Here is a 13915-nt window from a genome sequence, read left to right on the forward strand (position 1 = left end):
ATATAGCCTTTATTAATTATTTTTGTTCTTGAAGTTTTCTTTCAGCTTCTAATTTTCTTTGTTTTTCTTCATATTGTTCTTCTGCTTGTGATTTTCTGATATATAGCGGATTTACTGTATAACAATCGAATATATCTTTTCCTTCATCAAATTTAACTTTCGCCACAGAACATAAACTTCCTGCTTTTGTCACGTTATTTGATGCTGCTGGAATTTCTATATTAGATATTTCTCTTATTTTGTCTTCGTATTTATAAACAGCTTCTCCAACTAATATCCATTGTTCACCGCTTTGTGCTAATTCTTCAAGAAGTTCGTCTATTTGTTGAATTCCGATTTCTTTTATTTCTACTAATTTTGTACCTTCATATAGGTATCTTCCTGTATAAACTTGATTTCTTTGTGCATCTAATATTGAGCATATTTTTTTATCACAAAGGTTCATATTTGCTGCTAAAGCCTCTAGTGAATTAACTCCTATCACTGGTATATCGTTAACATGAGCTATTGCCTTTGCTGTTGCCATACCAATTCTAAGCCCTGTGAAAGAACCTGGCCCTTCACAAACTGCAATCGCATCAATCTCACGCACATTTAAATCACTTAAACCTAGCATATTTTCTATCATTGGCATAAGTTTTTGTGAATGAGTTTTTTTAGTGTTAATTGTATATTCACAAATTAATTTATTGTCTTCTATAACAGCTACACTTGCCGCCATAGATGATGTATCTATCCCTAAAATCTTCATTATTTAGTCAACTCCTCAACTATTTTTTCATATTCTTCGCCATAAGGAATAAGCGTCATCTCTCTTCCCATGTCTTTGTAGTTTAATTCTATTTTTAAGTATTCATCTGGTAGTATGTCCTCGATTATATTTGCCCATTCGATTATACATACACCGTCGCCATTTATGTATTCTTCAAATCCTATATCGTACATTTCCTCGCTACATCCAATTCTGTATACGTCGAAATGATATAGTGGCATTTTTCCTTCGTATTGGTTCACTATTGTGAAAGTTGGACTTGTGATATAGTCATCTACTTCTAGTGCCTCTGCCAAACTTTGAGTCATTGTTGTTTTTCCTGCACCTAAATCACCGATTAAACAAACTATGCTCCCTGGCTTTAAAAGTTTACCTAACTTAAAACCAATCTCCCTAGTTTCTTGATCGTTATTTAAGTATATATTCTTTATCATCTGTGTGTTTTTCATATTTTCATCTCCGTATCTAATCTACTATTTAAACTATAAGGTGAAATTAATGTTATTTATTACACTCTACAGTTTAAATATAAACCAAATATTATTATATTATACTTTTTAGTAGTTTTATAGGCTTATACGTTATTTTTTCAATGTATAAGACTATATTTATTATAACCTAAAAAAAGTATGAGATATGTCGCTAGCCTTATACTTTTCATTAACTCGATGGAAACTAAAAAACCTGCCCTAACAAAAGGACAGGTTTATTTTTATAAATCTATTTAACTCTTAATATTCTTTCCATCTTTTTATATAATGGTAAAATTACCACTGTCATGATTGCACCTTTTAATATATTAAACGGTATTACTAACCAAATCATAAAAGTGAATAAATCTGTAACTCTGTGGTTTAATACTGTACCCATGCTTATTATTGCATCCATTGGCATTACTAATCCGTATAATGGGAATACTATGTAATAATCTACTACTGCACCGACTATCGCCATAAGTATTGTTCCTAAAACACCACCGATTAATACATTTTTATAAGTTTTAGCTTTTCTACATATAAAGCATACCATTAATACATATGGTCCTGCGATTAATACGTTTGCTATTTCACCAACGCCTCCAGTTGTACTTCCTGAAACTGCTTGTAATAAGTTTTTGATTACGACTACTATAAAACCTGCAACAGGTCCCATTGATAATCCACCGAATACTGCTACTATATCTGATAAATCAAGTTTTAAAAATGATGGGAATATTGGTAATGGCACTTCTAAAAATCTTAAAAAATAAGATATAGCTGCCAAAATTCCTATCTGAGCTATCACTCTAGTAGACATTGTTCTTTTTGATTTGTGAGTATTTACACTTTGTTGCATAATACATAACCTCCAATAAAATAAATTATTATAGGTCAAATAAAAAAACTCGAGAGAATCTTCTTCTTCGAGTTTTATGAGTAATCATAATAAATAAATCTTTTAAATTTATAACTCTCTTCTTTCATCCAGACTCTACTGTCGGCTTTGGAATTTCACCAAATCAACTAATTAAATAGCTCGCGGGCTTTACCGCCGGTAGGGAATCTCACCCTGCCCCGAAGATTTTTTCTAGTTATTTTATTTTCCTATTCAATTATTATAATAATCAATGTAATAATTTCTGTCAACAAAATTAATATTTTCACATGCTACATTTATACATTATTCTTATTAATTCCATATTTTTTTATATATTGAATTGTATTTCTAGCATATATTAGATATAAATTTTTATTTTTTTGTTTACACAATATTATTTTTTGAATTTAAATTATAATTATTTATTTTAATTATAACTTAATGTTATTGTTTCCTTAATATTATTTTTCCTTAATGTTATTTTTTCACTAATTACATTATTATATTATCTTTTTACTAATTACATTATTTTTATTAATTATTTTTAATGTTTTATTAGTTACTTTCTAATTACTTTTTTATTACTTTTTAATGTTTTAAATTTTACATTTAATTTATCTTTTATAAACGACTTTTCCATCTATTATTGTGTATAAAACATTACTTTGGATTTCTAGTGGGTTTCCGTCCCAAATTACTATATCGGCATCTTTTCCAACTTCTATAGAACCAACTCTGTCTTCTATTCCTAAAACTTTTGCTGGATTTATAGTTATCGCCTCTAGTGCTTTTTCTTGTTTCATACCGTATTTAACAGCTAATCCCGCACATATAGGTAGATATTGCAGTGGGATTACTGGATGGTCTGTCATTATGCAGATATCCTTCCCTGCATTTGATAAAATCCCAGCGGTTTCAAAAGTTAAGTTTCTAAGCTCAATTTTTGATCTTTCTGATAAAGATGGACCTACTATAAGTGGATAATCTTCTTCTAATAATTCTTCCACTATCATGTGCCCCTCTGTGCAGTGATCTAGTGTAAGTTTTAAATCGAATTCTTGAGCAATTCTTATCGCTGTGAACATATCGTCAGCTCTGTGTGCATGTGCTTTTAAAGGTATTTCCTTTTTTAACACAGGTATAAGCGATTCTAATTTTATATCAAATTCTGGCTTATCTATATCTTCATCTTCTTCTGCCGATTTTAAGTCAAATAAATATTCTTCTGCCTTTCTTAAATTCTCTCTAAGTAATGCAGCAATCGCCATTCTTGTCTGTGGTGTATCATCATTTGAACCGTAGCATGATTTTGGATTTTCACCAAATGCAACTTTTGATGCAACTGGATTTTTGATTATCATTTTGTCTATTCTTCTACCAAAAGTTTTGATTGCAGCTGCTTGTCCCCCCATCACATTTGCGCTTCCAGGAGTTGTACAAACTGCTGTTATTCCACCTTCATACGCCTCTTTAAATGTTCTATCCATTGGATTTATTCCGTCGATTACATTTAAGTGTGGTGTTATAGGGTCAGTTTCTTCGTTTCCATCAGCACCTTCTACTCCCATTCCGTCTTCCCAAAGACCTAAATGAGTGTGTGCATCGATAAACCCTGGATAGATGAATTGCCCTTGTGCATCTATTATTTCTAATGTATCCGTATTTGGGTCAAAATCAAACTCACCATTAGCTCTCAGTTCCTTGTTAAGCTCTTCGTAGTCATCTTCTCTTCCTATAACTTCACCATCAAGTACAAACTCTGTGCTTAATGAATTTAGTTTTTCACCCATTGCTACTATTTTTTTATCTTTTATTAATATTCCTATTTTCTGTATTCCTTTAGTAATTGTATTTACTGTTCCATTTTTTATAAGTAACACTATATGCCTCCAATTTTATTATATTTTTATAATCTATCTCAAGTTATTTGTTGTTTATTTTTTAAATATCGTGTTTCTAAGTTAACATATAAATGATTCTAAAACAAGATGTACAACATAAATAGTATAACAAAAATCCGCATCCGCATTTTAATATGCGAAAGCGGATTTTCTAATTACACAGATTTTATAATTACAGTTTCATAGATAATGAAACGCGTCCCTTATCTAAATCTATTCCTATAACTTTAACATCTACAACATCACCAACAGATACTATTTCCATTGGATCTTTTACAAATTTATTGCTCATTTGTGATTTGTGAACAAGTCCGTCATTTTTAATTCCTATATCGACAAATGCACCAAAATCAACGACATTTCTGACAGTACCTTTAAGCACCATGCCTTCTTGTATATCTTCAATTTTTAATACATCTGTTCTTAATATAGGTTTCATACCTTCATCTCTAGGATCACGACCTGGTTTCTTAATTTCTAAAATTATATCTTTTAAAGTAGGCTCTCCTACTTCTAATTTTTTGCTTATTTCTTTTAGACCTATATTTTTAACTCTATCGTCTATATCATCAATATTTTTGCTTTCGATATCATCCATAGTATAACCTAACATCTCTATCATCTTTTTACAAACATCGTAACTTTCAGGATGGACACCAGTATTGTCTAGTGGATTTTTACCATCAGCAATTCTCATAAATCCAGCACATTGAACAAATGCACTTGGTCCAAGTCTTTTAACTTTTTTAAGTTGAGCTCTTGATGTAAATGCTCCATTTTCTTCTCTATATGTAACTATATTTTTTGCGACTGTTTTGCTTATTCCAGAAACATGTTCAAGTAATGAATAAGATGCTGTATTTAAATCAACACCAACACTATTAACAGAGTCCTCAACAACTCCATCTAAAACTTCTGTAAGTCTCTTTTTATTTAGGTCGTGTTGATATTGTCCAACACCTATATTTTGTGGCTCTATTTTTACAAGTTCTGCAAGTGGGTCTTGAAGTCTTCTACCTATTGAAATTGCACCTCTTATAGATACATTGATGTCTGGATGTTCTTCTGCTGCCAATTCTGATGCAGAGTATATTGATGCTCCAGCCTCACTAACAATTACATATTGAGTATTTAAGTTTTCTTCTTTTATTAAATCAGCTATCATTTTTTCAGACTCTCTAGATGCAGTACCATTACCGATTGCTATTACATCTATGTCATATTTTTTGACTAAATCTACAACTTTCTTTTTAGCTGATTCCATTTTTGCCTGTGGTTTATGTGGATATACTATTGATTGATCAAGGAATTTACCATTTCTATCTACAACAGCTATTTTACATCCATTTACATAACCAGGGTCAAATCCCATAACTACCTTGCCTTTTAGCGGTGGTTGTAATAGTAGATTTTTTATATTTTCACCAAATACACTGATTGCTCTCTCTTGTGCATTTTCTGTTAAATAAGCTCTTATCTCTCTTTCTATAGAAGGGAAAATAAGTCTTTTGTATGAATCCTCGATAGCTGATAGAATTTCTGTCTTATTTTTTGAATTGTTTTTATTTATGTATTTATTTTCTATATAATTTAATACTTTGTCGTTATCTATTTCTAACTTAACTTTTAAGAAGTTTTCCTTTTCTCCTCTATTTATTGCAAGAACTCTATGTGATGCCATTGTTCTAACTGGCTCACTATAATCATAGTACATGTCATAAACTGATTTTTCGTCAGTTGTATTTTGAGTTACGACAATACCATGGTCTATAGCTAATTTTCTTATGTATTTTCTTATTTCTGCATCATCAGACACAACTTCAGCGATTATGTCTAAAGCTCCTTTAAGTGCATCTTCAACATTTTCTACACCTTTTTCTGTGTTTATATAATTAGAGGCCTCCATATTTATATCAGCTATATCTTGTTTTAATAGAGATTGAGCTAAAGGTTCTAATCCTTTTTCCTTAGCTATTGTTGCTCTTGTTCTTTTCTTTTGTTTATAAGGAGCATAAATATCTTCAACTTCTTGAAGTGTTTTTGCTTTTGCTATATTAGTTTTTAGTTCTTCAGTTAATTTTCCTTGCTCATCTATTATTCTAGTTACATCTTCTTTTCTGCTTTCTAAATTTCTAAGATAAGTAAGTCTTTCGTTTAACTGTCTTAAAGTTACATCGCTCATCTCGCCTGTCATTTCTTTTCTATATCTTGCAATGAAAGGGATTGTATTTCCTTCATCAATTAGTTTTATAGTGTTATCTATATACTCCCTTTTAATCTTAAACTCTTTTTCTAAAATGTTATATATATCCAACCCAAACAACTCCTTTAAAAAACAGGGAGCCACGTGTATTTGTAGCCCCCCTGTATTATTTTTTATTGATTTTTCATTTTATTCATTTTTAAATATTCATTTATGAATAAATTGATATTTCCATCCATTACGCTATCCACGTTTCCAATCTCCGCATTAGTTCTGTGGTCCTTCACTAATTTATAAGGTTGGAATACATAGGACCTTATTTGGCTACCCCATGTTATTTGTGAATATTTACCCTGGATGTCCTCAATTCTTTCTTTGTTTTCTAATTCTTTTAAATGAATCAATTTACCTTTTAACATCTTCATTGCAGTGTCTTTATTGGCAAATTGTGAACGTTCATTTTGGCATTGAACAACAATTCCTGTTGGAATATGAGTTATTCTAACCGCAGAATCAGTTTTGTTTACGTGCTGTCCTCCAGCCCCAGATGATCTATATGTGTCGATTTTTAAATCATTAGGATTTATCTCAACATCAATCTTGTCATCAAGCTCTGGCGTAACATCTACTGAAACGAAAGATGTATGTCTTTTTCCTGATGCATCAAAAGGTGATATTCTGACGATTCTATGAACGCCTTTTTCACTTTTTAGATACCCGTAAGCATTTGTTCCTTGAATCAGTAGCGTAACACTTTTTATCCCTGCCTCTGGGTCACTTATCATGTCTAATGTTTTGACCTTGAAGTTATTTTGGTCAGCCCATCTAAGGTACATTCTAAGTATCATTTGTGCACAATCTTGTGCATCTAATCCACCAGTTCCAGCATTTATAGATAAAACAGCATTATTGGCATCGTATTTTCCATTTAATAAAGTTTTTATTTTAACTTCATCTATTTTATCTTCAAGTGTTTTTATAGATTTTTCGATGTCACGTTCAATCGACTCATCCTCTTCCTCAAGACCAAGTTCTATTAAAACTTCTATGTCTTCTAAGTTAGAGTTTAACTCTTCATATTCAGAGATTATGTTTTTTAAATCGCTGTTTTGTTGAAGAATTTTTTGAGCTCTTTCGTTATCATCCCAAAAATCTTGTTTATTTATTTCTTCTTCGTATTTTTGAATTTGTGCTTTCTTTGAAGCTATGTCAAAGGGAAACACCCAATTCTTTTAAATCTTTAGACATTGTCTCAACTGACTGTCTATAATCTAATTCTCTTAGCATTAGATCCTCCTAGTTTTTGCCACAGCAGTTTTTATATTTCTTACCACTTCCACATGGGCAAAGGTCATTTCTTCCTACTTTTGTTTCCTTAACAACTGGTTGTTTAGGTTCATCAGTTGGAGCTTCTATTGTATCAACATCAACTATTTGTTTTCTTTCAGTTGGTTGTTTTTCTATAGTTATTCCGAATAAGTATCTAACTGTATCTTGTCTTATTTGGTCAACCATTTCGTCAAACATATTGAATCCTTCTAATTTGTATGCTATTACTGGGTCTTGTTGACCTAAAGCACGAAGTCCTATACCTTGACGTAATTGATCCATAGCATCTATGTGGTCAATCCAGTGACTATCAACACATTGTAAAAGTATGATTCTTTCTATTTCTCTCATTCTTTCTGGTGTTATAACTTCTTCTTTTTCTTTGTATATAGCAAGTGCTATTTCGTAGATTTTTTCGATTAATTCTTCACCTTGTAAAGTTTCTAGTCCTTCAACTTCTAAACTTTCAGCTGGCATAAATGAAGTATATAGGTAGTGTTTTAATTCTGTGTAATCTACTTTTTTATCTTCTGTATATGCTTCAACAGCAGCACCTATTCTGTCTTTTATCATAGATTGGATATATTCGTGTATATCTTCTCCTTCAAGAACGCTACTTCTTTCAGCATATATAACTTGTCTTTGTTTATTCATAACATCATCATATTGAAGTACATGTTTTCTTATACCGAAGTTTCTACCTTCGACTTTCTTTTGTGCATTTTCAATTGATTTAGTTAACATTTTGTGTTCGATAGGCATATCTTCTTCTAAACCTATTCTTTCAACAACACCTTGTATTCTTTCGCTACCGAATAATCTCATAAGATCATCGTCAAGTCCTATATAGAATCTTGATGAACCTGGGTCACCTTGACGTCCAGAACGTCCTCTTAACTGGTTATCGATTCTTCTAGATTCATGTCTTTCAGTACCGATTATAGCAAGTCCACCTGCTTCTTTAACAGCTTCTTGTTCTTTAGCAGCTTGGTCTTTAAATTGGTGATATAGTGAGTCGAAAGTTTCTTTAGCCTTTGCTAAATCTTCGTTTTCTGCTAATTCTTCAGCATCTATACTAGTATCAACTCTCTTGATTGAATCATCAGTAAATCCATGTTTCTTTAATTCTTTTTTAGTTAAGAATAATGGGTTACCACCAAGCACGATGTCAGTACCACGACCAGCCATGTTTGTAGCTATAGTAACTGCTCCAAGTCTACCTGCTTGTGCTATTATCTCAGCTTCTTTTTCATGGTTTTTAGCATTTAATACTTCGTGTTTTATACCTTTTCTCTTAAGTATTTGAGAAAGTAATTCTGATTTTTCTATTGAAACTGTACCAACTAGTACTGGTTGTTTTTTAGCATGTCTTTCAAGTATATCTTCTGCTACAGCGTTGAATTTACCTCTTTCGTTTTTATAAACTACATCAGGTAAGTCTTGTCTTAATATTGGTTTATTTGTTGGTATTTGTACAACGTCCATTTTGTAGATTGATTTAAATTCTTCTTCTTCTGTTTTAGCTGTACCTGTCATACCTGCAAGTTTTGAATACATTCTAAAGAAGTTTTGGAATGTTATTGTAGCAAGAGTTTTTGATTCTCTTTGTACGTGTAAACCTTCTTTTGCTTCTATAGCTTGATGTAAACCTTCTGAATATCTTCTACCAAACATTAGACGACCTGTAAATTCGTCAACTATAACTATTTCGCCATCTTTAGAAACGTAGTCTACGTCTTTTTTCATTATAGCGTGTGCTTTAAGCGCTTGGTTGATGTGGTGGAATAATTCAGTATGTTCAACATCTGTTATATTCTCAACGTTGAAGTAAAGTTCTGCCTTTTTAATACCAGATTCACTTAATGAAACTGCTTTTTGTTTTTCATCTATTTCATAATCTCCATCTGATGGAAGTTCTTTTTCTTCTTCTGTTTTTTCTTGTTGTGTTTTACTTGGTCTTTTTAATGTTAATACGAATGTATTAGCATCTGTGTATAAATGCGTAGATTTATCCCCAGGTCCAGATATTATAAGTGGTGTTCTAGCTTCGTCTATTAATATAGAATCGACCTCATCGACGATAGCATAGTTTAATTCTCTTTGAACTCTTTGTTCTTTGTGAATTACCATATTATCTTTTAGGTAATCAAATCCGTACTCGTTGTTTGTTCCGTATGTTATATCGCATTCATATTGTTTTCTTCTTTCTTCTGGACTTTGTCCGTGAACTATAACCCCTACAGTAAGTCCTAAGAATTCGTAAACTTTTCCCATTTCCTCTTTATCACGTTTTGCTAAGTAGTCATTTACTGTAACAACGTGGACACCTTTACCTTCAAGAGCGTTAAGATATACAGGCGCTGTTGCAACTAATGTTTTACCTTCACCTGTTTTCATTTCAGCTATTCTACCTTGATGTAAAACCATCCCCCCGATAAGTTGTACTTTGTAGTGTCTCATACCTAAAACTCTTTTTGAAGCTTCTCTAACGGTAGCAAAAGCTTCTGGTAGTATATCGTCTAAAGTTTCGCCTTTTGCTAATCTGTCTTTAAAAGTATTTGTCATACTTTTTAATTCTTTATTAGTCATGGCTTCGAATTTTGGTTCCATAGCATCTATTTGATCAGCTATTTTTTCAAACCCTTTTAGTTCTCTTTTGTCTGCCATGTTAAATAAGTTATCTAAAAAACCCATTGTTTCGCATCTCTCCTCATTGCATAAATTATACTATTATACATTTTAACATAAAATTTGAATATTTAATATTAAATATTGCCTCAATCGTTTATTTTAATACTATTTTATCCCATTTAATTAAATTTAAATTCATTTTAATTTACTTCTCTATTAATTACTTTATTAATTGCTTATATTTCTTCATCCTCACTATCTTCTTGAGGTAGATAAGCATCTGTATCTTCAAAGCTAAGTTTGTCTATATTTTTAAGTTTTCGGTTAATTTGTCTAGTTCTAGTTCCTACTAATTTGTCTATTTCTGAGCTAGCTTGATTTAATTTGTTTTGTGCAGAATTAAGCACTGTTTCAAACTTAGAAAACTCAGTTTTAACAGCTCCAAGTATCTTCCAAACTTCGCTCGAATGTTTTTCTATAGCAAGACTTCTAAATCCCATCTGTAAGCTGTTTAAAAGGGCTACGAGCGTTGTAGGACCTGTTATGTTGACCTTGTACTCTCTTTGAATTAATTCCACTAAATTTTGATTTTTTAGGACTTCTGCATAAATCCCCTCTGTAGGTAAAAACATCAATCCAAAATCAGTTGTATTTGGAGGGTCTATATATTTATCCCTTATATCTTTAGCTGATTTTTTTATAAATCTTTCTAAGTTCTTTGAATTAACTTCAATTTGAGCTTGGTCTTGCATGTCATATGCATCCAACAATTTATTATAAACTTCTAGTGGAAATTTTGCATCTAGTGGCAAGTATACCATTTTGTTATCATAGTCCTTGCCTGGTAATTTTATAGCAAATTCTACAGTTTCTCGTGAACCTTTTTTAGTTATTACGTTCTTTTCATATTGTTCAGGTGAAAGAAACTGCTCTAATATTCTTTCCAATTGTATCTCGCCTAATACGCCTCTTGTCTTTGTGTTTGAAAGGACTTTTTTTAAGTCACCAACACCAGCCGCAAGACTTTGCATTTCGCCGAGACCTTTATGCACTTGTTCAAGCCTTTCACTCACCACTTTAAATGATTCACTAAGTCTTTTTTCTAATGTATTTTGTAGTTTCTCATCAACTGTAACTCTCATTTTTTCGAGATTTTCTTCTGTCGATTTTGTAAGTTCCGTAAATTTTTCATTTTGGAGTTTAATTAAATCATCTATACTATTTCTAAGATTGTAGTTAAATGCATCTAAAGTTCTCTCCATCGTTCTTGAATATGTATCAAATTGATTCTTTTGAAGTTTTGATAACTCTATCATATTAGCTAATATAGATGAACTCAGTTTGTCAATTGAGCCAGCAATTTCAGATCTATTTGATTTTTCGTTTTTTCTAGATTCTTCCCTATTTACACTCATCTCTTCTCTAAGTGTTTTTTCTACTGATATTAGTTTTTGGTCTATGTTTTTTTGCATAGGAGTTATATCTACTCCTTTTGATTTTATCGATATATAAATGTTTATTATCAATAAAATTATCACCACAACCAATAATATTTCTATCATTTACCCCTCTCCTTTCTTTTTAATTATTGACATATTTTTTATATTATTTTCGCTATATTTATTTTTTGTTGGAATTTAAAAGAGCTATCGATAATTTCTTATCGATAGCCCGCTACTTTCATTCTCTAATTAATTTGTTTCATACTATTATTCATGTTCAATTAATCCATATCCGCCTGTTTCACGTCTATAAACTATTGAAATCTCATCTGTGTCTATATTTCTAAACATATAGAAATCATGTCCTACTAATTCCATTTGTAATACTGCTTCTTCTGGACTCATTGGTTTCATATCGAATTTTTTGTGTCTTTCTATTACTATATCAAATTCTCCATCATTTTCATCAAAGCCATTGTCTTCGATATTTTGGAATCTTATGCTATCTTGACCTTTAGATTGATATTTACCTTTTAATTTATTTTTATATCTTCTTAATTGTTTATTAAGTTTGTCATAAACAACATCAATTGCAGCATATAAACTTTCTTGGCTATCTTCAGCTCTTATTATAGGTCCATTTATAGGGATTATTGTTACTTCTATTTTTTGTTTTGCTTTTCTAGCGCTTACAGTAACTTTAACTTCAGTGTCTTCATGTAGATATTTTTCTAGTTTACCTAATTTATCTTCTACAGCCCCTTTGATTCCATCTGTAAGTTCTATCTTTTTTCCTGTTATTAATATTTTCATAAGAACAGCTCCCTTCACTATGCAAAGTTCATAGTATGTACTTCACCAATTATGATAATTTTTTATGTTTTAATATATATTCTCCACCAGTTTTAAATATCCTTTTAATTTTTAATTTTTTTTTAAATTTTTTTAACTTATTTTTTGAATATATTTTAATATAATAAAACATTTTGTCTAAATGTGGATTAAATTGTCCACAAAGCCTGTGCATAATGTGGATAACTCTGTTAATAACTTTTTATATGTTGAAATTTCAACATTTTAAAAAATCCATATATCCACAATACATATGTTTGGATGTTAGTAACATCAAAATTTTTGCATTAAATCTAATAAATCATTGTTTATAAAGACTTGTTTTTTGAAAAATAATTTTCACTTTTGTAAATCTTTTATATTCAGATTCAATATTTATATCTAAATTCATTTTGTTGCAAAGTTTTTTACAAAGATATAACCCCATGCCTGTTATTAATCAAATTTTGTCAAAATATAAAACAGCAACGGATAACTTTACATTACCAATTGCTGTTTTCTCTCTACATAATAATTCTCGATATTTCTACTGTTACTATTTTTAAAATTATTCCGGCACACATTATAAAAAATAAAATTTCTCTAACATTTTGACTTTTTACAAATAATGATATGATAGATGAAATTATAATAATGCCAGCTCCTATACATCCTATTATAGTCGGGATGCTCACAAGTTCAAATATTCCACCGGCTATAGCTGTCTCCTCAACAGCATTTTGGATAGTAATATCCAGTCCATCTCGCGCTGCTGCAAAACAACAAACCACAAGGCCGTATATAACAAGAATTAATATTCTTCTACCCCAAAATTGTATATTGTCCCTATTGATAAAACAATAAGACATAAATCCAATCAATATAAGAATGAGTATTGTTGTAATTATAGTCGTAGTGTTTGAAAAATATAATTTCACACTATTCGCCCCTCTTTCCATACCAATCTAAAATTGCCTTTAGATTCTTTTCATCAACGTATTTTCCTCCATGTAACATCATTTCTAACATTTGATCTTCTTCTTGTGTTCTATCTTGTTTATTAGCAAGACCTTTCCCCGCTGTTTTTACCATAATTGTCATCATAAGTTTATAAATTCCATGGAGTTTTTTAACATCGAAACCGCCTTGTAAAGTAAAGACTGGTATTGAGCTTGGAATTTTATTTTTCGTTCTAACTTCTTTAACTTGTGTTCCTGTTTCCCCCATACCAACAGCACCTACAGCACACACATCATAATCTTTTATTGCTTTTTTATATCCCTTTACTCCACTCGCCATAATCCAGCCAAGATATATAATTTTACCGCCTGGTTTAACCTTATTTTTTATTTCATCAAGTGAATAATAAGGCAAAGATAATTTATCACTTAATAACTTAGCGTATTCTTTTGTTGTACCAGTGTTTGAAGTATAAACTATTGCTTCCATC

The 13915-nt window shown here is 30.9% G+C and carries 11 protein-coding genes and 1 riboswitch; all 11 genes read right to left on the reverse strand.

Annotated features, from left to right (window positions below):
• Positions 1–16 precede the first annotated feature (16 nt).
• Entirely contained in the window at positions 17–751 is a 735-nt protein-coding gene (tsaB, locus tag ABCM86_RS11635) for a tRNA (adenosine(37)-N6)-threonylcarbamoyltransferase complex dimerization subunit type 1 TsaB (protein ID WP_343004049.1), read from the reverse strand.
• The gene (gene tsaE, locus ABCM86_RS11640) at positions 751–1221 is read right to left on the reverse strand and encodes a tRNA (adenosine(37)-N6)-threonylcarbamoyltransferase complex ATPase subunit type 1 TsaE (protein WP_207743829.1); all 471 of its coding nucleotides are present in this window, start codon (positions 1219–1221) and stop codon (positions 751–753) included. The genes tsaB and tsaE overlap by 1 nt, the downstream gene beginning before the upstream one ends.
• Positions 1222–1492: 271 nt before the next feature.
• Positions 1493–2107: an ECF transporter S component gene (locus ABCM86_RS11645; RefSeq protein ID WP_343004051.1), complete on the reverse strand. Its 615-nt coding sequence runs from the start codon at positions 2105–2107 to the stop codon at positions 1493–1495.
• Positions 2108–2219: 112 nt separating this feature from the next.
• Positions 2220–2337, reverse strand: a riboswitch (FMN riboswitch).
• Positions 2338–2742: 405 nt separating this feature from the next.
• Positions 2743–4008, reverse strand: a complete 1266-nt coding sequence (locus ABCM86_RS11650; RefSeq protein WP_195929518.1) for an amidohydrolase family protein — start codon at positions 4006–4008, stop codon at positions 2743–2745.
• A 193-nt stretch (positions 4009–4201) separates the two neighbouring features.
• Complete coding sequence (locus tag ABCM86_RS11655; protein WP_343004052.1) at positions 4202–6343, reverse strand: Tex family protein; 2142 nt, start codon at positions 6341–6343, stop codon at positions 4202–4204.
• A 62-nt stretch (positions 6344–6405) separates the two neighbouring features.
• Positions 6406–7519, reverse strand: a protein-coding gene (gene prfB, locus ABCM86_RS11660; RefSeq protein WP_295734675.1) for a peptide chain release factor 2 whose coding sequence is annotated in 2 segments (ribosomal slippage) — positions 6406–7443 and positions 7445–7519 — 1113 coding nt in all. Because the reading frame shifts where the segments join, the coding sequence is not laid out codon by codon here.
• 9 nt (positions 7520–7528) lie between these two features.
• Positions 7529–10255 carry a preprotein translocase subunit SecA gene (gene secA, locus ABCM86_RS11665; RefSeq protein WP_343004053.1) on the reverse strand — a complete coding sequence of 909 codons (2727 nt, stop codon included), beginning with the start codon at positions 10253–10255 and terminating at the stop codon, positions 7529–7531.
• Between the two features lie 173 nt (positions 10256–10428).
• On the reverse strand, positions 10429–11754 hold the full coding sequence (rmuC, locus tag ABCM86_RS11670) for a DNA recombination protein RmuC (RefSeq protein WP_343004054.1): 1326 nt from the start codon (positions 11752–11754) through the stop codon (positions 10429–10431).
• A gap of 147 nt (positions 11755–11901) precedes the next feature.
• Positions 11902–12447 carry a ribosome-associated translation inhibitor RaiA gene (gene raiA / locus ABCM86_RS11675; RefSeq protein ID WP_195929513.1) on the reverse strand — a complete coding sequence of 182 codons (546 nt, stop codon included), beginning with the start codon at positions 12445–12447 and terminating at the stop codon, positions 11902–11904.
• 542 nt (positions 12448–12989) lie between these two features.
• Positions 12990–13403 carry a hypothetical protein gene (locus tag ABCM86_RS11680; RefSeq protein WP_343004055.1) on the reverse strand — a complete coding sequence of 138 codons (414 nt, stop codon included), beginning with the start codon at positions 13401–13403 and terminating at the stop codon, positions 12990–12992.
• 1 nt (position 13404) lies between these two features.
• A complete protein-coding gene (locus ABCM86_RS11685) occupies positions 13405–13914 on the reverse strand; it encodes a hypothetical protein (RefSeq protein WP_343004056.1) in 510 nt (169 codons plus the stop codon).
• Position 13915: the final 1 nt, after the last annotated feature.

This window comes from Clostridium sp. 2218st1_F5_2218SCRN_220325 (assembly GCF_039062665.1).
Taxonomy (GTDB): domain Bacteria; phylum Bacillota; class Clostridia; order Peptostreptococcales; family Peptostreptococcaceae; genus Intestinibacter.

Excerpts from the sequence above, each read along its gene's own strand:
- tsaB (WP_343004049.1), bottom strand. The coding sequence starts at position 751 with ATGAAGATTTTAGGGATAGATACATCATCTATGGCGGCAAGTGTAGCT.
- tsaE (WP_207743829.1), bottom strand. The coding sequence starts at position 1,221 with ATGAAAAACACACAGATGATAAAGAATATATACTTAAATAACGATCAA.
- ABCM86_RS11645 (WP_343004051.1), bottom strand. The coding sequence starts at position 2,107 with ATGCAACAAAGTGTAAATACTCACAAATCAAAAAGAACAATGTCTACT.
- secA (WP_343004053.1), bottom strand. The coding sequence starts at position 10,255 with ATGGGTTTTTTAGATAACTTATTTAACATGGCAGACAAAAGAGAACTA.
- rmuC (WP_343004054.1), bottom strand. The coding sequence starts at position 11,754 with ATGATAGAAATATTATTGGTTGTGGTGATAATTTTATTGATAATAAAC.
- raiA (WP_195929513.1), bottom strand. The coding sequence starts at position 12,447 with ATGAAAATATTAATAACAGGAAAAAAGATAGAACTTACAGATGGAATC.
- ABCM86_RS11685 (WP_343004056.1), bottom strand. The coding sequence starts at position 13,914 with ATGGAAGCAATAGTTTATACTTCAAACACTGGTACAACAAAAGAATAC.